Below are 18,610 nucleotides of genomic sequence, written 5' to 3' on the forward strand. Positions count from 1 at the left end.
TTTAAAAATGGAAAGAATAATTCAGATAACAGCAGGTCGCGGACCTGCAGAATGCACTTGGGTTGTCGCCCAAGTGCTTAAAAAAGTTTTGGAAGAAGCGCAAGATCAAAATTTAGAAACTATTTTGCTTCAAAGAGAAGCTGGCCAAGAAAACGGAACAATTGAAACGGCATCGATTTCTGTCAAAGGAAAAAATTCCGATCAATTTGTAAAATCTTGGGTTGGAACTATTCAATGGATTGGTCAGAGTCAGTTTAGGAAAATGCATAAGCGTAAGAATTGGTTTATTGGGATTTTTGAAATTGAACCGCAAAAGAATGCATTTGTTTCAGAAAATGATATTCAGTATCAAGCAATGCGTAGTTCTGGTGCAGGAGGTCAGCATGTGAATAAAGTGAGTTCGGCAATTCGTGCGACGCATATTCCAACAGGAATTGCGGTTGTGGCAATGGACAGCCGTTCACAACACCAAAACAAAAAACTGGCAACAGAAAGATTATTAAAAAAACTAGAAGACGAAAAACTAGTTCAGCTTAAAAATCATGTTGGAAAACAATGGGAAAACCAACTCAATGTAGAGCGTGGAAATCCAGTGAGAGTTTTTACGGGAAGCGATTTTAAAAAGAACAAAGTAGAGAAAAGCTACAAAGGAACTCGTCAGAAATTAAAAAACGATTTACGAAATGAAAACAACTGATAAATACCTTTTTCAAGCCTTGGATAATTATCCGTTTTGGTTGGAAGGAACAATAGAATCTTTAGATTATGCTTTTTCTTATGATGATAAAAACACAATGGTTTTGTGTTTGTACGGAAGAATTCAGGCAGAGCAATTAATGAATTATGAAGAAGCAAAATCTTATTTTCAGCAAGCTTTATCGATAAATATTCATGCTCTTGAAGTTTATCCGTATTATTTGAAAACGTTGATTTTAAATGAAGATTACGAAGAAGCACAAAAGTTGATTGATTTTGCCTTGACGGTTAAAGGAATTAATAAATCTGAAATTTATATCAAGAAAGCTATTCTTTTAGAAGCGCAAAATGAATTTAAAAAGGCTTTAAAAGAAATTAAAAATGCTAAACTTCATTCGTTGCAATTTAATTATGAATCTGATATTTCAGATGTTGAGAAGAGGATTGAAAATAAAATTGATTTGCTGAAAAAGAAGAAAGAGAAGAAATCTAAGAAAGGTTCTAAAAAGAAATCGAAATGATGTATATTAAAAAAACGATGCAATTTGCATCGTTTTTTTATTGATTCCACTTTCCTGCAAGGTTTTCAAAACCTTGTAGGTTTTTTATTTAAATTCTAACAATTATACCTACAAGGTTTTGAAAACCTTGCAGGAAAGAAATTGCGATTTACTTCCAATGCAACTCCAAAGCAAAACAAGTTTTTTCGCCTTTTGTAATGCTGAATGTTGCTGTGGTATGATCATCATCTTCGCTTTCGTGAATGACAACATTATCTTTTAAAGAAAGCTCTTTCATAAAGTTCATTTCGAAACTTTTAACTTCTTGTTTCATGATTCGTTTTGGATCAACGTGATCTAAGCACCATTCTAGATATTTTACGTTGTTTACGTGATTTACAATATCCAAATCAGATAAATAAACTGTTTTTTCGAATACAGCTTCTTTTTCGTGGTTGATGTTTATTTTAGAAAAACCTTCTTCTGTGGCTCTATTTTCTGGGAATAATTCGAAGTGTTCATAAGGAAGTGCCAAAGCTTCTGGGCGGCGTGCTTGCGTGTTGAAAACAGCCCAATATGTTTCGCAACCCACTATTTTTTTGCCGTTTACATACATTTCCAACGCACGAACTGAACGCGAATTTTCTAAGCTGTTAATCCATGTTTTTACGGTTACAACATCTTGCCATTTTGGCAAAGCATGGACTTCAACACGCATTCGGCTTAAAACCCATGCTTGATGAAATTCCTGCATGTCATAAAAACTAATTCCTCCAATTTCTGAATGTGCCGCAGCGGTTAATTGTAAAATGTTGCACAAATCAGTATATTTTAAAAAACCTGTTGGTGTGCATTGCGTGAAATTAATTTCCCAGTCTTTGCTTAAAACTGATGTGAAATTGGGAGATATTGGCATTTTTTTTATTTTTTTTTTAGAGAAAAGAGTAAAGATTATAGAAAAAAGATTTGATTTTACTTTAGAAGATTTTCTATGTAAGTTATAATTTCTTTTCTATCTGTTGCGTAATCAAACCATTTGGTGTTTTCGTTTCTTTTGAACCACGTTAATTGTCTTTTGGAGAATCTTCGTGTGTTCTTTTTGATTTCTTCGATGGCAAAAGGTAGCGTGAATTCTCCGTCAAAATAACTAAATAATTCTCTATAACCGACCGTTTGAAGTGCATTTAACGCTTTGTTAGGATAAAGCGCTTTCGCTTCTTCCAACAATCCCATATCCATCATAATGTCTACACGCTGATTTATTCTGCTGTAAATGATATCTCTGTCGGCGTCTAAACCTATTAAAATTGGAGTGAAGTCTCTATTGTTTTTCTTTTGATTTAGAAAGGAAGAATACGGTTTTTGAGCTCCAATGCAAACTTCTACAAAACGCATCATTCGCTGTGGATTTTGTAAAGTCTGCGGATTTTCTAAAGTTATTTTTTGATAATATTCTGGATCGAGATTTTTGAGTTGTTCTTGAAGATATTCTATTCCGAGTTTTTCGTAGTTTGAATTTACTTCAGCACGAACTTCTGGAGCGATTTCCGGAAATTCGTCGAAACCTTTTAAAATGGCGTCAACATACAATCCTGATCCGCCTATTAGAATTACAAAATTGTTGGTCTGAAATAGTTCTTCGATTTTGGCTAAGGCTTCTTTTTCGTAATCACCAACAGTATAATTTTCGAAAATGGATTTATTTTGAATGAAATGGTGCTTGGCCGAGTTTAATTCTTCTTGATTTGGAACGGCAGTTCCAAGCGTCATTTCTTTAAAAAACTGACGGCTGTCGCAAGAAACGATTTCACATTTAAAGTATTGTGCCAAAGCAATACTTAAGGCAGTTTTGCCTATAGCTGTTGGTCCGACAATGGTAATTAAGTACTTCATATTTTTTAGCCCAGATGGAAATGGAAACCCCGGACTTATGTTTGTTAGTTTTTTTGACATAAAAGAGCCACTAGCAGAAGCTCCTTTTGTGGCTTAAAAAAACAACAAAGATAAGGAGGAGTTGCAATGTACAGCTGGATTAGCTTCTTAAATTAATTATTTTGCAATTCTGTTCCGCATTGATAACAATATTTGGCATTATCAAAATGGACTTGAGATTGGCAATTCTTACAAGTTTTTTTCCCGCTTACCGAATTGTTTCTTAAACTGCTTTTTGCAAATTCGGCAGTTACAATTCCTGTTGGAACAGCGATTATTCCGTAACCTAAAATCATAACAAAAGCGGCTATAAATTGTCCAAGCGGCGTTTGTGGCGAAATATCTCCGTAACCTACGGTTGTTAATGTTACAATTGTCCAATAAATTCCCATTGGAATACTTGTAAAACCAGATTCTTTTGCTTCAACTAAATACATTATCGAGCCAATAATTATGGTGCTGATTAAAACAAAGTAAATAAAAACAAGAATTTTTTCTTTACTTGCATCAATAGCTTCTTTTAATTGTACAGATTGATGGTTGATTTGCGGAATGTGCAAAATTTTGAACAATCTAAGGAAACGCAACGCTCTTACGATTGATAAAATACTTGCCGCAGGTAAAAATATCGACAAGTACATAGGCAATACAGCAAGTAAATCGATGATTCCGTAGAAGCTGAAAATATATTTTATGGGTTTTTGAATAGAAATAATTCTCAGAATATATTCAATGCTGAAGAATATTGTGATTACCCATTCGCATATTAATAGTTGGTCATGGTATTTTGAGCTGATTCCTTGAACGGTATCGAGCATTATTAAAAGTACACTCAGCAAGATCAAACCTAAAAGAATTAAATCGAACATTCTTCCTAAAATGGTATCTGTGCCATACAGGATGATTTTGACTTTTTCTCTAAAGATTTCGTATCGTGATTTTTGCTTTTTCATATCTTAAAGATAATCAAAGTTTTGCTTTGTTAAAAATGCATTATTTTTAATGACTTGCTTTTGCGGATGTAACTTTGAATAATGTTTTTTACATCGCGGTTGTGTTGCATTGGGATCAAAATGTTTTTGAGGATGTCAATATTAGTGATTTGGTAATTTAAATCATAATATGCATAGCCTTTGTAGGTTCCTTCTTCAATTAAGATAGCGCTTCTTTCGTTTACATTTCGGCCTCTATCGATTATGATCATGCTTTTATTTTCGAAACTGTTTTCAGAAATAAACTGTTGTACTCTTAAGTTGTAAGTTTCTGGAGAAACTTCACCAATGCAAGCGCCATCGCATTCTTTTATTTTATATTGAAAACAGTCTTTTTTGGTGATATATAAACCAGTTAGTTTTTGGCATAAATGATATTTTGCCGTGAATTTGAAAAGCGCATTTTTCCCTTCTTGTAAAGAAACAAAAGACGTTATTTCTTTTTTGCGCCCATCTGCTTTTTCAAGTTTTAAAGTTATATAGCCGTTCGAATCTTTTTCTGAATAAAGAGCAAATGGAAAAAAGGTTTTCTTTTGCGAGCGATTGTATCTTGGGCGATTGATTTTAACTTCCTGACTTTCTTTTAAGAGTGCAATTAGTTCGCTTCCTGTTTCGTCGTAAGTAATGGTAAAAACTTCAGCTTGAATTCTTTTGCTTTTGGTTGTAACTCCCGTAAAATGCTGATTGACTCTTTTTTTGATATTTTGGCTTTTGCCAATATAAATCAAAGTACCGGCTTCATTATAAATATAATAGACACCAGTTTTGGTTGGCATTTGACTTAAAAGATCCAAGAATTTTGGTGCAATTCCTTTTTCGATTTCTAATTTTATGAAATCTTTGACGATTGTTTTTTCAACGTCTTTTTCCAAAAGCATTTTGAACAACTTTATCGTTGCCATAGCGTCTCCGCTTGCTCGATGTCTGTCTGCCATTGGGATTCCAAGTGAGCGAACTAGTTTTCCTAAACTATAAGAAGGTTGTTCTGGAATTAGTTTTTTTGCCAATTCAACCGTACATAGTGTTTTGGCTTCGAAATCATATCCTAAACGGCGAAATTCTGTGCGAAGGATTCTGTAATCAAAAGAAGCATTGTGTGCAACAATTACGCAATCTGAAGTAATTTCGATAATACGTTTGGCAACTTCATAGAATTTTGGTGCCGATTGTAGCATAGCATTGTTGATTCCCGTCAGTTTTACTACAAACGGCTGAATCGGAATTTCGGGATTAACAAGACTAATGAATTGATCAACTACTTCATGCCCATCAAATTTGTAGATGGCGATTTCAGTAATTCCCTCTTCATTAAATTGTCCTCCAGTGGTTTCTATGTCTAATATCGCGTACAAATTCAGTAATCAGTGTTCAGTTTTTATAGTATTTCAGTAAATCTACAATCTTTAATCTACAATTATTAGCGTCCTCCAAAAATGCTGCTTCCAATTCTTACCATTGTGCTTCCGCATTCTATAGCTAATTGATAATCTCCAGACATTCCCATTGAAATTGTTTTCAAGTCAACAATTTGCAGTTTTTGGATGGAATCAAAAATAGATTTTAAATGTGTAAATTCTTTTTTAATCTGGTTTTGGTTTTCTGTGAAAGTCGCCATTCCCATTAAACCCAAGATACGAATATTTTTCAATTCATTGAACTCGACAGAAGTTAAAAGTTCGTTTAATTCTTTTTCGTCTAAACCAAACTTAGATTCTTCTTCTGCAATATAAATTTGAAGAAGACAATCTATTGTTCTATTGTTTTTTAAAGCTTGTTTATTGATTTCCTGTAATAATTTCAAACTGTCAACTCCGTGAATCAAAGTGACATACGGCGCCATAAATTTGACTTTATTCGACTGAACATGACCAATCATATGCCATTGTATATCTTTTGGCATTTGTTCCCATTTCTCTGTCATTTCCTGAATTTTGTTTTCTCCAAAAATGCGTTGACCCGCTTCATAAGCCTGCATCAAGTCTGAAACAGGTTTTGTTTTTGAAACGGCAACTAGAGTTACGTGTTCAGGTAAAGTTTCTTTAATTGTATTTAAGTTTGATGCTATTGACATTTTTCTATTTTTTCTTGAATTCTCAATATTATCAATTTTTCGTCAATGATAATTTTTTCGTCTTTGAACTTCTTAAACTCACTAAAAATCTCTATTATTCCTTCGTCAGAATAGGTTTCGAATGCATTTATGATGTAATTATCGTTTTTGTTTTTTATTTCTAGATAAAAAACCGCACCACGTAATCCTTCTCGCGAGCCAATACTCTTTATCTGAATATAAGTTTCTTTTATATCTATTGATTTTATCCATTTTGTATTAAATGTTTCACCATTTAAAATAATTCTATTTTCCTGAAAGGTTATTAAATCAATATTAATTTTACTCCTGCTAATGATGATAAAGCAACAGATTGCCAAAAGAAATAACTCAATTATTATTGTGTAAAATTTTGAAAGATTAAAAAATATAATTAGAGATGAATAAATAATAAATTCAATAAAGAATGATAAATTTCTTAAAGTAAAAAGACGCTGATTGAAATTTATATATTCACTCTCAAATGTTATCATATTTAAAAATTCTTAAACAAACTGCTTTGAGATTTTCTCTGCTTTTTTGCTTTCGCTGTAATCATAAAAACCTTCACCAGATTTTACTCCCAATTTTCCAGCTCTAACCATATTTACTAATAAAGGGCAAGGAGCGTATTTTGGATTTTTGAAACCTTCGTACATTACATTTAAAATAGCAAGGCAAACATCAAGACCAATAAAATCAGCTAATTGAAGCGGTCCCATTGGATGTCCCATTCCTAATTTCATTACCGTGTCAATTTCGTAAACTCCAGCAACACCATTGTATAACGTTTCGATTGCCTCGTTTAGCATTGGCATTAAAATTCTGTTTGCCACGAAACCTGGATAATCGTTTACTTCAACAGGAACTTTACCTAATTTTTCAGATAAATCCATGATGATTTTTGTTACTTCGTCACTTGTATTGTATCCGCGGATGATTTCTACCAATTTCATAATTGGCACCGGATTCATAAAATGCATTCCGATAACGCGTTCAGGATGTGCTACAACAGCTCCGATTTGTGTAATTGAAATAGAAGAAGTATTGGTTGCTAGAATGGTATTATGAGAGCAATATTCATTCAATTGTTTGAAAATGTTCAGTTTTAATTCTACATTTTCAGTTGCTGCTTCTACAACCAAATCAACACCAACAACACCGTCTTTAATATCAGTATAAGTAATGATATTGGTAATTGTTTTAGCAACATCTTCTTGAGTAATAGTTCCTTTAGATAACATTCGATCAAGATTGGCTGCAATAGTTGCCATTCCTTTATCTAATGATTTTTCAGAAACGTCAATTAATTTTACCGTAAATCCGCTTTGCGCAAAAGTATGTGCAATCCCGTTACCCATTGTTCCTGCACCAATTACTGCTATTGTTTTCATTTTAATGTGATGTTATATTTATGATTTTAGCCACGAATTCACAAGTTTGATGTGAATTGCGTGGCTAATTATGTTTTAATTTCGTTTTAAATTATTTATTGAAACAATCAATAATTTGATAAGCTACACGCAATGCATCTGTCGCCTGCTCAAGTGTTACAACCGGAGTTGTATCTGTATTGATTGCATGTGCAAAAGATTCTAATTCGTCCAAGATAGCGTTGTTTTGTTCAACATCCGGATTGGTGAAATAGATTTGTTTCTTTACACCTTCGGCATTTTGAAGAATCATATCAAAATCTCCAGGAACTTCTGGCGCGTCTTTCATACGAACTACTTCGCATTTCTTTTCTAAAAAGTCAACTGAGATATAAGCGTCTTTTTGAAAGAAACGTGATTTACGCATGTTTTTCAACGAAATTCTACTTGCCGTTAAATTGGCAACACAGCCGTTTTCGAATTCAATTCTTGCATTGGCAATATCCGGAGTATCACTAATTACAGATACACCGCTGGCATGAATATCTTTTACTTTTGATTTTACAACACTCAAAATAGCATCAATATCATGAATCATTAAATCTAAAACCACAGGAACATCAGTACCACGCGGATTAAATTCGGCTAAACGATGTGTTTCTATAAACATCGGATTTTCGATCATGTTTTTAGTAGCAATAAAAGCGGGATTAAAGCGCTCTACGTGACCCACTTGTCCTTTTACATTGTATTCTTTGGCCAAAGCAATGATTTCTTCAGCCTCTTCTACAGTATTGGAGATTGGTTTTTCAATAAAAATATGTTTTCCAGATTTGATTGCAACCTTTGCACATTTATAGTGTGAAAGTGTTGGAGTTACAATGTCAATCACGTCGACAGCGTGAATGAGTTTTGCAATTGTGCTGAAGTTTTTATAGCCAAACTCTTTTGAGATTCTTTCGGCATTTTCTTGATTTTCATCGTAAAATCCAACTAATTCGTATTTGTCAGATTGTTGTAATAAGCGTAAATGTATTTTACCAAGATGACCAGCACCTAAAACTCCTACTTTTAACATGAGAATGTATTTTAAACAAAAATAGAATTTATTTGTTGAAAGTAAAAATGAATTTAGGTAATTGTGAGTTGTGAATTATGAATTATAAATTATGCCCTGTCATTTTTGCCTTTCGATTTTTGACTTTCAGCTTTATTAATTTAATATTTAAAAATCAATATTTGAAATCCTGTTTTCTTTCTTATTTTTGCGAAAATAAAACCAATCCATTTTGAAAGACACTGCCAAACATCAAGGACTTCGTAATCAATTAGTAACTACTTTAGAGCAAAAAGGAATTACTGATAGAGCGGTTTTAGAAGCGATAAAAAAAATCCCGAGACACCTTTTTTTAAATTCAAGTTTTGAAGATTTTGCCTATCAGGACAAAGCATTTCCTATTGGGGCTGGGCAGACTATTTCACAACCTTATACAGTAGCTTTTCAGTCGCAATTGCTTGAAGTGAAGAAAGATCATAAAGTTCTGGAAATAGGTACAGGTTCTGGTTATCAGACAGCTGTTTTGTTTATGCTTGGAGCTAAAGTATATACAGTTGAAAGGCAAAGTGAATTATTTAAAACGACATCAAATTTATTCCCGAAATTAAACATTCGCCCAAAGCATGTTACTTTTGGAGATGGTTATAAAGGATTGCCAAATTTCGCTCCCTTTGACAGTATTATAGTTACGGCAGGTGCACCTTTTATTCCACAGCCATTGATGGCACAATTAAAAATAGGTGGAAGATTGGTTATTCCGTTGGGGGAAGATGTTCAGATTATGACTTTACTAATTAGAAAGAATGAAACGCAATTTGAAAAACATGAGTTTGGAGAGTTTCGATTTGTTCCTTTGTTAGAAGATAAAAATTAAATAAGAAAGCCCGTCTATACGGGCATTTATTTTGTGTTCAATTCTATTGCATGCGTAAGATTTTCTTTTTCGATTTTAAGGATATAATTAATAAAAACTGACTTGTCGTTTTTTGTTTTATATTCATCTAAAACTGAAAAGTATTCAAGATTATTATTTTTACCAGTCTGAGCTAATGCGTACACATAATTGTTTTGAAGGAAGATCCAATTCATTATTATGTTTGCTATTTGTAGATTGCCTTTTTCAAAAGGATTAATGTCTAAGATTTTTAGATATACTTCAGATGCCAGAATTATTGGGTTGAGATTGTTTTTATGCGTTTCATACCAATTAAAAAGTAAATTCATTTCGCGTACAATCATTGGGTCGTTTTTGTATTTTCCAGCGTTTTCAGATTGAATTCCTTTGAAAATTAAATTATGGATTGTGAAAAATTCTTTTTCACTTAAATTTGTTTTCTTTTGGCTTAAATCTTTTATATAAGCAGAAATCTCTTGAAAATTGATTGCTTCGAGATGCTCTTGCATACTTTTTCCTGAAATGGTAATTCCGTCATTAATAACTGATTTTGTTTCATCTAATGTTAGGGAATTTCCATTTGTATGAATGCTTTTAAAGATAAACTCCAATTCTAATGTTTTAGAAATTTGGCGTAATTCAAAATGATTAAAGGATTGAAGTTGATTTTTTAATATTTCTATCTCATCTAAAATAATTTGATTAGAAGATATTATGAAAGAGTCAATTTCTTTTTTATTCCTTTGGATTTCTTGTTCAGCAAGAAGCAAAGCCTTTAAAGCAAATTCATCATCGCCAATTTCATAAAGAATTTTTTCTTTAAGCCAGGCCACCATTAAAGTTTCATAATCAATTTCTAAAAGGTGTGATAATTTAATGATTTGATCTTTGGTTGGTTTTCTAGTTCCAGATTCAAATTTGCTTATTAAAGCCTGATCGATGCCGGCAAGTTGTGCTAGTTCACGGGTTTTTAAACCTTTTTGTTCTCTGGCATTTTTTAAAAGCGATTTCATAATATGAAAAAAATAGTCTTGACAAAATTAGTCAAATTTTTAAAGAAAAGAAAAGCAGTATTTTTGAATACTGCTTGTGATATTTTATTTCGGAGGAAGTGAACCATCTTTTCTCATTTCTTTAACGACAGCTTGCATGATTGCATCTACCGTCTGTCCTAAATCTGTAACATATTGTGACTCTGTAGTTCCTGTCCAGATTAATTTATTCTGTTTCAATGAAAAAATATTTGTCTCAACCATATATGATGTTGTTTCCTGATAGTATCCTGGATCATAAAAATAAGGAGAATACATGCCGTACCAATTACCAAAGCCATATCCATACACACCACTATACATTCCGTCAAATCCTCCATAATACATTCCTGTATAGCTACCTGGAACGTAATTAACTTCTTTCTCTTTGCTGACTAAACGCATTGTAACCACGCCATCAAAGTTTTCATCTTGCAAAATCTTTAACTTTTGTTCTTGCGTTAATTGCGAAGTAGCATTTAAATATTGGTACGAGGTTTTGAAAATCGGATTGCTTGATGCAATTCTGTTTTCAGTGATTCTTCTCGAAGCCTCGTCTTTAACTAAAGCAACGACCAAAACTTTTTTAAATTGTTCCTGTGTAACGGTTACGTCTGGATCTCTCCAGCTATTTACGATAGAAGTATTGCTGCCACAACCTGAGAGAGACAGCACGGCGGTTAACATAAGTAGGTACTTTTTCATATTTTACGGTTATATTGTTTGTAGTAAAAATAACGATAAAATATTTATAAATGCATCACTTTGAGAAAATTAAAAAAGCGTTAGTTGTATGCTTTTTTGATTCTGTCCAAATCGCGTTTTGTATCTTGTTCTTTTAGAGATTCGCGTTTGTCGTAGTTTTTCTTTCCTTTACAAAGGCCTATTTGCAGTTTTGCCAATCCTTTTTCGTTGGTAAACAGTTTTAGCGGTACAATAGTTAGTCCTTTTGCCTGAACACTTTTATGAAGCGTTTTTAATTCCTTTTTATTGAGAAGCAATTTTCGCTCACTTCTTGATTTGTGATTGAACTGATTTCCAAAAGAATATTCTTCAATATAGGTATTGATGGCAAAAAGCTCCATACCGCTGAATTCGCAAAAACTCTCTGTGATATTTGCTTTGCCTAAACGTATTGATTTGATTTCGGTACCTGCCAAAACGATTCCTGCAGTATAAGTATCTATTATTTCGTAATCAAAACGAGCTCTTTTATTTAAAATATTGACTGATTTTATCATAACTGCAAATGTAAAACAAAATTAAAAAACTTTAATGCTGTATAAGAAAATTAAAGATTTTTTTTAATCTATGATTTTAATCATTTTTAAAGAAAAAGCTTACAGTTAAGTTTGTTCCATAATTTAAAACAAACTCAAAATGAAAAAGATTATTACATTAGTTAGTATTGCATTTATTGGATTTGCTGCTCACGCGCAGGATTCGTCACAAGGACTAAAAGGGGCTTGGTTTGCTACTTCTCAATTTGGTTATCAGCAGTCTAAGACTGGAGAAGTAAAAGCTACTAATCTTTCGGTGCTTCCAATTGTAGGAACATTTGTTACACCTTCTGTGGCAGTAGGCGCGGGAATAGGTTATATAAATATTAAATCTGAAGGTTACGACCAAGTTAGCCCAGATCTTAGAACATTAGGAAATACAAATTTAATTGTTATTCAGCCATTAGCAAGAAAATATTGGAATGTAGCTGGTTCTTTATATTTCTTTGGACAAGCGGCAATACCAGTTATTACGGGAAAGGAAAAAGAAAGCAACTTAAAAGTAAATCAAGTTGGCTTGTCTGTCTCTGGTGGCTTTGATTATTTTGTAACAAAGAATTTTTCTGTAGAGTTCTCTTATGATTTAGCAAACTTTACTTCTACAACTCTAAAGCCAGAGAATGGAGAAAAAACAACAGTTACAAATTTTGGATTAGCTCATGTAGCTAATGTTGATTCTTATTACAATACAGCATTAGGCGGAAGTGCTCCAAACTTAACAACCCCAATTTCTGTAGGATTCAAATTTATATTCTAATTTATTCTTTGTTTGAATATCGTGAAATTCTTTTAGTAATTTTACAAAAAAAAGACCGTACTTTCTTAGAGTACGGTCTTTTTGATATAATTTTAAAAAAAGCATAAAATGGAAAATAAATCAAAAGATCCTTTACACGGAATTACACTTCAAAAAATTGTAGAGACTTTGGTCGATTACTATGGTTTTGATACTCTCGGGGAATTAATACCTATCAAATGTTTTAATTCAAATCCGAGTGTAAAATCTTCACTTACTTTTTTAAGAAAAACAGATTGGGCTCGTAAAAAAGTGGAAGAACTCTATATCAAGTCAATTCCTAAATTTAGTTGATGCTTATAATTTGTAAGAAATCATTACGCCTCCTCTGTATGGAAGCCATTCGCCGCTTTTGTTCCAGTCTTTGGCTTTGTCATATCTTCCAGGGGTGTCATTATAATAACCATGATAAAAACCTTGGTGCCATCCGCCACCAACGAAAACATCCAATAAAAATTTATCACTGAGTTTGATGTTGTAGCCAACAGTCGCTCCAAGACGATAGCCAAATCCATGTTCATAATAATTACTTTCCCAATAAGTCCATTTTTGAATTCTATAAATGTCTGGTCCAACATGTCCGCCAATGTAAAACCCATTATATTTTTCTTTAAAATGATAACGGATTTCAGGAGTCAAAGTATAAAATTCCATAGGACTATGGCCGTTGAATGACTTCCAAAAAGACGCCATGACATCAACGCTAAAAGTTGTTTTTTCTCCTATACTGGTTTCAACACCAACGTTTGGAATAGCAAAGAGCGCTGTAGCTCCATTGAATTTAATAAAAGTTTGGCTTTGAGATTGAATTGAAAAGAAGATAAGGGCTAATAAGAATATTTTTTTCATAGAAATGTTTTTGAACGAAATAATGTTTAAAACGGCTTTTATTTCGCGTGCAAATATAGCTTATAAACGCATTTTTTAGATTAATAATATTTGTTTTAACAAATATTATTTTTTAGTCAGAAATTCACAGGATTATATTTATCTAGTAATGAATATATTACCTTGTCTAGAAAACGCCCTTCATAAAAATCAGATTCTTTAAAATGAGCTTCTTTAACAAATCCACACTTTTGAAGTACTTTTTCTGATGCAAGATTTTCAGGATCAATAACAGCTTCAATTGAATGTAACTTTAGATCATCAAATCCATAAGTGATTAATCTTCTTACAGCCTCTGGTATTATTCCTTTCCCATGAAATTGTGGTAAAAGCATATAGCCTATTTCGGCGCGGTAATTTTCTGGTTGCAGACGATAGTAGCCAATAATCCCAAGAAGTTTTGGATTGCCTTTTAAAGTGATTCCCCAGTTCAGTTTATGCCAGTATTTGTTTCGATTTTTTCATCAATCATAGCAATATGAGCCAGAGCATCTTCATTATTTTTTACTAATGGACGCGGGATATATTTCATAGTTTCTGGATTCGAACGCAATTCAAAAACTTCATTGACATCCTCGTTTGTAATTCTTCTTAAAAGCAAACGATCTGTTTCGATTGTTGGAAATGGATGAAAGTTGAAATCTAACATTTTATAAAATTTTTATACTAAATTGGGAATGAAAATTTTGATCTATTTCTAGAATAATAACACCTTCTTTTTCGAATAAATTTCCGGAATTGCCGGCTGTGTCTGAATAGCCAAACCATGGTTCAATACAAACAAATGGAGCTTGGTTTTTGGTCCAGATTCCTAAACTTGGGAAATCTTCAAAATCAACTTGAATATATGGTTTTGAGTTTTCAAGTATTATCAATGAATTTGATTCCAATGTTTTGAAAACAATAGCGTCGTTTTCAAAAAGTTTATAATTTAAAGGAACAACATTGTTAATGGTTTTTAAAGTTTCGGTTTTATTAGAAATCAAATCATTTTCCAAAAGGTTGAATTTCAATGGCTCTTCTTTTTCAAATTTAAAAGCATAATTTTCGAAATTTTCACGAAGCGCAATCGCAGGATGTGCACCTATAGAAAAAGGCATTTTACTTTCTCCTTTATTAATAACGATATATTCTATTTTTAAAGAAGTGTTTTCTAGGGTGTAAATAAGTTGCAACTCAAATTCAAAGGGATACTTTTTCAAAGTTTCTGCATTTGACTCTAATGAAAAAACCGCGCTGTTTCCTGTTTTTTCAATCAGTTGAAATTCCATATCTCTTGCAAAACCATGTCTTGGCAATTGATATTCTTTTTCATTAATTGTATAAGTATTGTTTTTCAATGTACCAACAATCGGGAAAAGAATAGGGGAATGCTTGCTCCAGAAATCTGGGTTTCCGTCCCAAATAAATTCTTTGTCTTGATTGTTTTTTAATGAAAATAATTCGGCTCCAGCATGTTTTATTGAAGCGGTTAATACTGAATTTGATATAGTTGTATTCAAAATAATAGAATTCTAATAGTTGATTTTAATGCTGTTGTAAAGGTATTTGAATAAATTTTATTTTTTTAAGAAAACCGCTTAATTTATTTAATTGATAAAATTTTGCTAAAATTAAATTTAACCTTAGATTTTTCTCTGTAAATAGTATTTTTTTTCATTTATTTGCTAGATAAACAGCTAAAAAATATGAAAAAGCAATCTGCAAAAGCCATTTTAACCGCGGCTTTATTTTTTGGGATTTCGTCTGTATGGGCACAGCAAACCGCGCCTGCTTCAACAGCAAATCCGGTAAACAATTATAACTATCACGATGCCTTTGCTCCGCATTTTTATACTAAAAATGGAACTTCGACGCGTACAGCAAGCGGTCAGCCAGGCACTGAATATTGGCAAAACAGAGCCGATTATCAAATTACGGCAAAATTAAATGCTACAACAAATGAAATTGTAGGTACAGATCAAATTACATATACAAATAATAGCCCTGAAAAATTAGGATTTCTTTGGTTGAACTTGGATCAAAATTTATTTAAAAATGATTCTAGAGGAAATGCTGTTGTGCCGTTAGCTGGAAGTCGTAACGGTGCTCAAGGCCAGATTTTTGATGGGGGAAATAAAATTAAATCTGTAAAAGTAGTTTCGTCAGGAAAAAACGCTACAGAAGTTGATGCAAAATATATTATTACAGACACGAGAATGCAGATTTTCCTTCCGCAGGAATTGGCAGCAAAAGGAGGTTCTGTAAAAATCAAAATTGAATTCTCTTTTATTGCGCCTTTCGAAGGATCGGACAGAATGGGGGTTTTGGAGACTAAAAACGGAAAAATCTTTACGATTGCGCAATGGTATCCACGTATGTGTGTGTATGATGATGTTCGCGGATGGAATACGGCGCCTTACTTAGGTGCTTCTGAATTTTATTTAGAATATGGAGATTTTGATGTAAAACTTACTGTTCCTGGAAATCATTATGTTGTGGCTTCGGGAGAATTGTTAAATGGTCAAGAAGTGTTTTCTGCTGAGCAACTAAAAAGATACAAAGATGCTTCTAACAGCGATAAAACTGTTATGATTCGTACTGCTTCTGAAGTTGAAGCAACTGCAAAAAACAATTCAGGAACCGAAAAAACATGGCATTATAAAATTAAAAATGCACGTGATTTTTCTTGGGCGTCATCTCCAGCTTTTATTTTAGATGGGGCTAAAATTAATCTTCCAAGTGGTAAGAAATCATTAGCATTATCAGCATATCCTGTTGAAAGTGATGGTCAAGGTGCTTACGGACGCTCGACAGAATATGTAAAAGCGGCAATTGAACATTATTCAAAACAATGGTTCGAATATCCTTATCCAGCAGCGACAAATGTTGCAGGAAACGAGGGGGGAATGGAATATCCTGGAATTGTTTTTTGTGGATGGAAATCGAAAGGACAAGATTTATGGGGTGTTACAGATCACGAATTTGGTCATATTTGGTTCCCAATGATTGTGGGTTCAAACGAAAGATTATTTGCTTGGATGGATGAAGGATTCAATACTTTTATCAATTCATTGAGTACTGCAGCATTTAATAATGGAGAATACAAAGAACAGCCAACGGATTTGCATGAAGAAGCAGAATCATTTACGCGTCCTGATTTAGAAACTATCATGAGCTCTCCTGATAATATGAAGGAATCAAATATCGGAATGTTGTGCTATTTCAAGCCAAGTGCAGGTTTGGTTCTTTTAAGAGAGCAAGTTTTAGGAAAAGAACGTTTTGATACTGCTTTTAGAACTTATATTCAGCGTTGGGCATACAAACACCCGCAACCAGATGATTTCTTTAGATCAATGGAAAATGTTGCAGGTGAAGACTTAAGCTGGTTTTGGAGAAGCTGGTATGTAAACAACTGGCGTTTTGATCAAGGTATTAATTCGATTAAATATGTAAAAAATGATCCTTCGAAAGGTGTTATTATTACAGTAGAAAATTTCGATAAAATGCCAATGCCTATTGTTTTAGATGTTAAAACAAAAAGCGGAAAAGTGACAAGAGTTAATTTGCCTGTAGAAATTTGGCAACGTAATAATGATTGGTCTTTCAAGCATAATTCGACCGAAGAAATCGAAAGTATTACGTTAGATCCAGATCACGCATTTCCTGATTTCAATGAATCAAATAATGTTTGGACTGCAGGAAAAAGTAAAGTTGAAAAAGATGTAATTTTAGATGCTTATTTGGGAATTTATTCTACTACTAAAGCGCCTATTAAAATTGAATTTACGGAGAAAAATAGTGCCTTATATGCAGAGCTGACTAATTATCCGAAGTTTTCTGTAAAAGCAGTTGCTGGAGAAAAAGATACATTTGAATCAAAGGGAGCAGGAGTTAAATTCAAATTCAACGAAGCTAAAACTGCAGTAGATATGATTTTGAATGATGGTAAATCAATTCCGTTTACTAAGAATTAAAAAAATAAGATATTTTTAAATCGTTAAAAACCCGATAGTTATTAGTGACTATCGGGTTTTGTTTTTCTGTATATTCACAAAACGTAAAAAAAATGTTAGAATTTTAATTTTTTGTTTTGTAACTAAAAAAAATATGTACTTTTGCACCGATGAATAAAATAAGTTTACATATAACTTCTTTGTCACGGACAAACTCACCGATTACTTCTCCCGAAGTACGGACGCTATCTCTATAGTGTTCACTGAGTTTTATAGCCGTATATTTATTCATATCCATTTTTCATTTTGAAATCACATAATTTGTCCATTGGACAAACATATCCTAAAAGTATTTATTATTTTGTAAATTTTCTTGATCAAGTTTTTGATTTTGAGAATGTTACTTCTATTTTGCTTAATTTTATTGGATTCAATTCTGGATTTCAAACGAATCAATATGCTTTAATTTTTAACTCTAACTTCAATTATTGAAAATGAAGATCTCTATTGTTGTTACCCAGGAAGAACACTTCAAATTCGCACAAGAAATTTGCGATACGATAGAATCATCTGCCTTGCTAAGAGGTACGGGGATTGCTAAAAGAACTCCTGAGTACATTCAGAAAAAAATGTCGAATGGTGATGCGATGATTGCTCTGGCAGACGGGAAATTTGCAGGTTTTTGTTATATCGAAAGCTGGCAACACGGAAAATTCGTGGCACATTCGGGATTAATTGTACATCCTGACTATAGAAGTTTAGGATTGGCAAAAAAGATAAAATCAAAAGTTTTTGACTATTCTTTGAAGAGATATCCAGATGCTAAAATATTTGGTATTACAACTGGTTTGGCTGTAATGAAAATCAATTCTGAATTAGGCTATAAACCAGTTCCTTTCTCAGAATTAACAACAGATCCAAGTTTTTGGGCTGGCTGTAAAACCTGTACTAACTTCCCAATTTTGCAAAGCAAAGAAAACAAAATGTGTCTTTGCACCGGAATGTTATACGACCCAAAAGAAAAACAAAAAACACCGCCAAGACATCCTTTCAATGAGGCTGTTTTAAGCAGACTTAAAAAAATCAAACAGGCTTTATTCTTAAATAAAATATTGTCATTTATTTTTTTATTCAAAATTTAATCAA

21 protein-coding genes and 1 pseudogene are annotated in these 18,610 nt (G+C 32.7%); 7 read left to right on the forward strand and 15 right to left on the reverse strand.

The window, feature by feature from the left end; genetic code table 11:
• Nucleotides 1-7: 7 nt before the first annotated feature.
• Both prfH and H600_RS0114385 read left to right on the forward strand, forming a co-directional pair.
• Nucleotides 8-697, forward strand: a complete 690-nt coding sequence (prfH, locus tag H600_RS0114380) for a peptide chain release factor H (protein ID WP_026729445.1) — start codon at nt 8-10, stop codon at nt 695-697.
• Nucleotides 684-1,217, forward strand: coding sequence for a hypothetical protein (locus tag H600_RS0114385; RefSeq protein WP_026729446.1), 534 nt, complete (start codon nt 684-686; stop codon nt 1,215-1,217). Before prfH ends, H600_RS0114385 begins: the two co-directional genes overlap by 14 nt.
• 148 nt (nt 1,218-1,365) lie before the next feature.
• Here H600_RS0114385 and H600_RS0114390 read toward each other — a convergent pair whose 3' ends face one another.
• From H600_RS0114390 to H600_RS0114425, 8 genes are all read right to left on the reverse strand, one after another.
• On the reverse strand, nt 1,366-2,112 hold the full coding sequence (locus H600_RS0114390; protein ID WP_026729447.1) for an acyl-[acyl-carrier-protein] thioesterase: 747 nt from the start codon (nt 2,110-2,112) through the stop codon (nt 1,366-1,368).
• Nucleotides 2,113-2,168: 56 nt separating this feature from the next.
• Nucleotides 2,169-3,089 (reverse strand): tRNA (adenosine(37)-N6)-dimethylallyltransferase MiaA, encoded by a 921-nt coding sequence (gene miaA, locus H600_RS0114395; protein ID WP_026729448.1) that lies wholly within the window; start codon nt 3,087-3,089, stop codon nt 2,169-2,171.
• A 152-nt stretch (nt 3,090-3,241) separates the two neighbouring features.
• The gene (locus H600_RS0114400; RefSeq protein WP_026729449.1) at nt 3,242-4,081 is read right to left on the reverse strand and encodes an ion transporter; all 840 of its coding nucleotides are present in this window, start codon (nt 4,079-4,081) and stop codon (nt 3,242-3,244) included.
• A 29-nt stretch (nt 4,082-4,110) separates the two neighbouring features.
• Nucleotides 4,111-5,472 carry an exonuclease domain-containing protein gene (locus H600_RS0114405; RefSeq protein WP_026729450.1) on the reverse strand — a complete coding sequence of 454 codons (1,362 nt, stop codon included), beginning with the start codon at nt 5,470-5,472 and terminating at the stop codon, nt 4,111-4,113.
• A gap of 65 nt (nt 5,473-5,537) precedes the next feature.
• Complete coding sequence (locus H600_RS0114410; protein ID WP_026729451.1) at nt 5,538-6,191, reverse strand: YggS family pyridoxal phosphate-dependent enzyme; 654 nt, start codon at nt 6,189-6,191, stop codon at nt 5,538-5,540.
• The gene (locus tag H600_RS0114415; RefSeq protein ID WP_026729452.1) at nt 6,182-6,703 is read right to left on the reverse strand and encodes a hypothetical protein; all 522 of its coding nucleotides are present in this window, start codon (nt 6,701-6,703) and stop codon (nt 6,182-6,184) included. The genes H600_RS0114410 and H600_RS0114415 overlap by 10 nt, the downstream gene beginning before the upstream one ends.
• 12 nt (nt 6,704-6,715) lie before the next feature.
• Complete coding sequence (locus H600_RS0114420) at nt 6,716-7,603, reverse strand: 3-hydroxyacyl-CoA dehydrogenase family protein (RefSeq protein WP_026729453.1); 888 nt, start codon at nt 7,601-7,603, stop codon at nt 6,716-6,718.
• Between the two features lie 91 nt (nt 7,604-7,694).
• Nucleotides 7,695-8,660, reverse strand: a complete 966-nt coding sequence (locus tag H600_RS0114425; protein WP_026729454.1) for a Gfo/Idh/MocA family protein — start codon at nt 8,658-8,660, stop codon at nt 7,695-7,697.
• Nucleotides 8,661-8,871: 211 nt separating this feature from the next.
• Between H600_RS0114425 and H600_RS0114430 the strand changes: the two genes are divergently transcribed.
• Complete coding sequence (locus H600_RS0114430) at nt 8,872-9,513, forward strand: protein-L-isoaspartate(D-aspartate) O-methyltransferase (RefSeq protein ID WP_026729455.1); 642 nt, start codon at nt 8,872-8,874, stop codon at nt 9,511-9,513.
• Between the two features lie 26 nt (nt 9,514-9,539).
• Here H600_RS0114430 and H600_RS0114435 read toward each other — a convergent pair whose 3' ends face one another.
• The 3 genes from H600_RS0114435 to smpB form a co-directional block, all read right to left on the reverse strand.
• Nucleotides 9,540-10,547, reverse strand: a complete 1,008-nt coding sequence (locus H600_RS0114435) for a helix-turn-helix domain-containing protein (RefSeq protein WP_026729456.1) — start codon at nt 10,545-10,547, stop codon at nt 9,540-9,542.
• Between the two features lie 84 nt (nt 10,548-10,631).
• Nucleotides 10,632-11,270 carry a hypothetical protein gene (locus H600_RS0114440; RefSeq protein WP_026729457.1) on the reverse strand — a complete coding sequence of 213 codons (639 nt, stop codon included), beginning with the start codon at nt 11,268-11,270 and terminating at the stop codon, nt 10,632-10,634.
• Between the two features lie 80 nt (nt 11,271-11,350).
• Complete coding sequence (smpB, locus tag H600_RS0114445; protein WP_026729458.1) at nt 11,351-11,806, reverse strand: SsrA-binding protein SmpB; 456 nt, start codon at nt 11,804-11,806, stop codon at nt 11,351-11,353.
• A gap of 139 nt (nt 11,807-11,945) precedes the next feature.
• On the opposite strand from smpB, the gene H600_RS0114450 reads away from it, so the two are divergent.
• Together H600_RS0114450 and H600_RS0114455 are read left to right on the forward strand one after the other, a co-directional pair.
• Entirely contained in the window at nt 11,946-12,602 is a 657-nt protein-coding gene (locus H600_RS0114450) for an outer membrane beta-barrel protein (protein ID WP_026729459.1), read from the forward strand.
• A gap of 108 nt (nt 12,603-12,710) precedes the next feature.
• Nucleotides 12,711-12,935 carry a VF530 family protein gene (locus tag H600_RS0114455; protein WP_026729460.1) on the forward strand — a complete coding sequence of 75 codons (225 nt, stop codon included), beginning with the start codon at nt 12,711-12,713 and terminating at the stop codon, nt 12,933-12,935.
• Between the two features lie 3 nt (nt 12,936-12,938).
• On the opposite strand, the gene H600_RS0114460 is transcribed toward H600_RS0114455, so the two are convergent.
• From H600_RS0114460 to H600_RS0114470, 3 genes and pseudogenes are all read right to left on the reverse strand, one after another.
• Complete coding sequence (locus H600_RS0114460) at nt 12,939-13,490, reverse strand: DUF3575 domain-containing protein (protein WP_026729461.1); 552 nt, start codon at nt 13,488-13,490, stop codon at nt 12,939-12,941.
• Nucleotides 13,491-13,606: 116 nt separating this feature from the next.
• Nucleotides 13,607-14,178, reverse strand: a pseudogene (locus H600_RS22135) (GNAT family N-acetyltransferase).
• 1 nt (nt 14,179) lies between these two features.
• Nucleotides 14,180-15,031, reverse strand: a complete 852-nt coding sequence (locus H600_RS0114470) for an aldose 1-epimerase family protein (RefSeq protein ID WP_026729462.1) — start codon at nt 15,029-15,031, stop codon at nt 14,180-14,182.
• Between the two features lie 186 nt (nt 15,032-15,217).
• Here H600_RS0114470 and H600_RS0114475 point away from each other — a divergent pair, with 186 nt between their 5' ends.
• Nucleotides 15,218-17,485: a M1 family metallopeptidase gene (locus H600_RS0114475; RefSeq protein ID WP_026729463.1), complete on the forward strand. Its 2,268-nt coding sequence runs from the start codon at nt 15,218-15,220 to the stop codon at nt 17,483-17,485.
• A gap of 103 nt (nt 17,486-17,588) precedes the next feature.
• On the opposite strand, the gene H600_RS22920 is transcribed toward H600_RS0114475, so the two are convergent.
• On the reverse strand, nt 17,589-17,756 hold the full coding sequence (locus H600_RS22920; RefSeq protein ID WP_157509925.1) for a hypothetical protein: 168 nt from the start codon (nt 17,754-17,756) through the stop codon (nt 17,589-17,591).
• Between the two features lie 202 nt (nt 17,757-17,958).
• Here H600_RS22920 and H600_RS0114490 point away from each other — a divergent pair, with 202 nt between their 5' ends.
• Nucleotides 17,959-18,606: a GNAT family N-acetyltransferase gene (locus H600_RS0114490; protein ID WP_026729464.1), complete on the forward strand. Its 648-nt coding sequence runs from the start codon at nt 17,959-17,961 to the stop codon at nt 18,604-18,606.
• Nucleotides 18,607-18,610 lie beyond the last annotated feature (4 nt).

The organism is Flavobacterium denitrificans DSM 15936 (assembly GCF_000425445.1).
GTDB lineage: Bacteria > Bacteroidota > Bacteroidia > Flavobacteriales > Flavobacteriaceae > Flavobacterium > Flavobacterium denitrificans.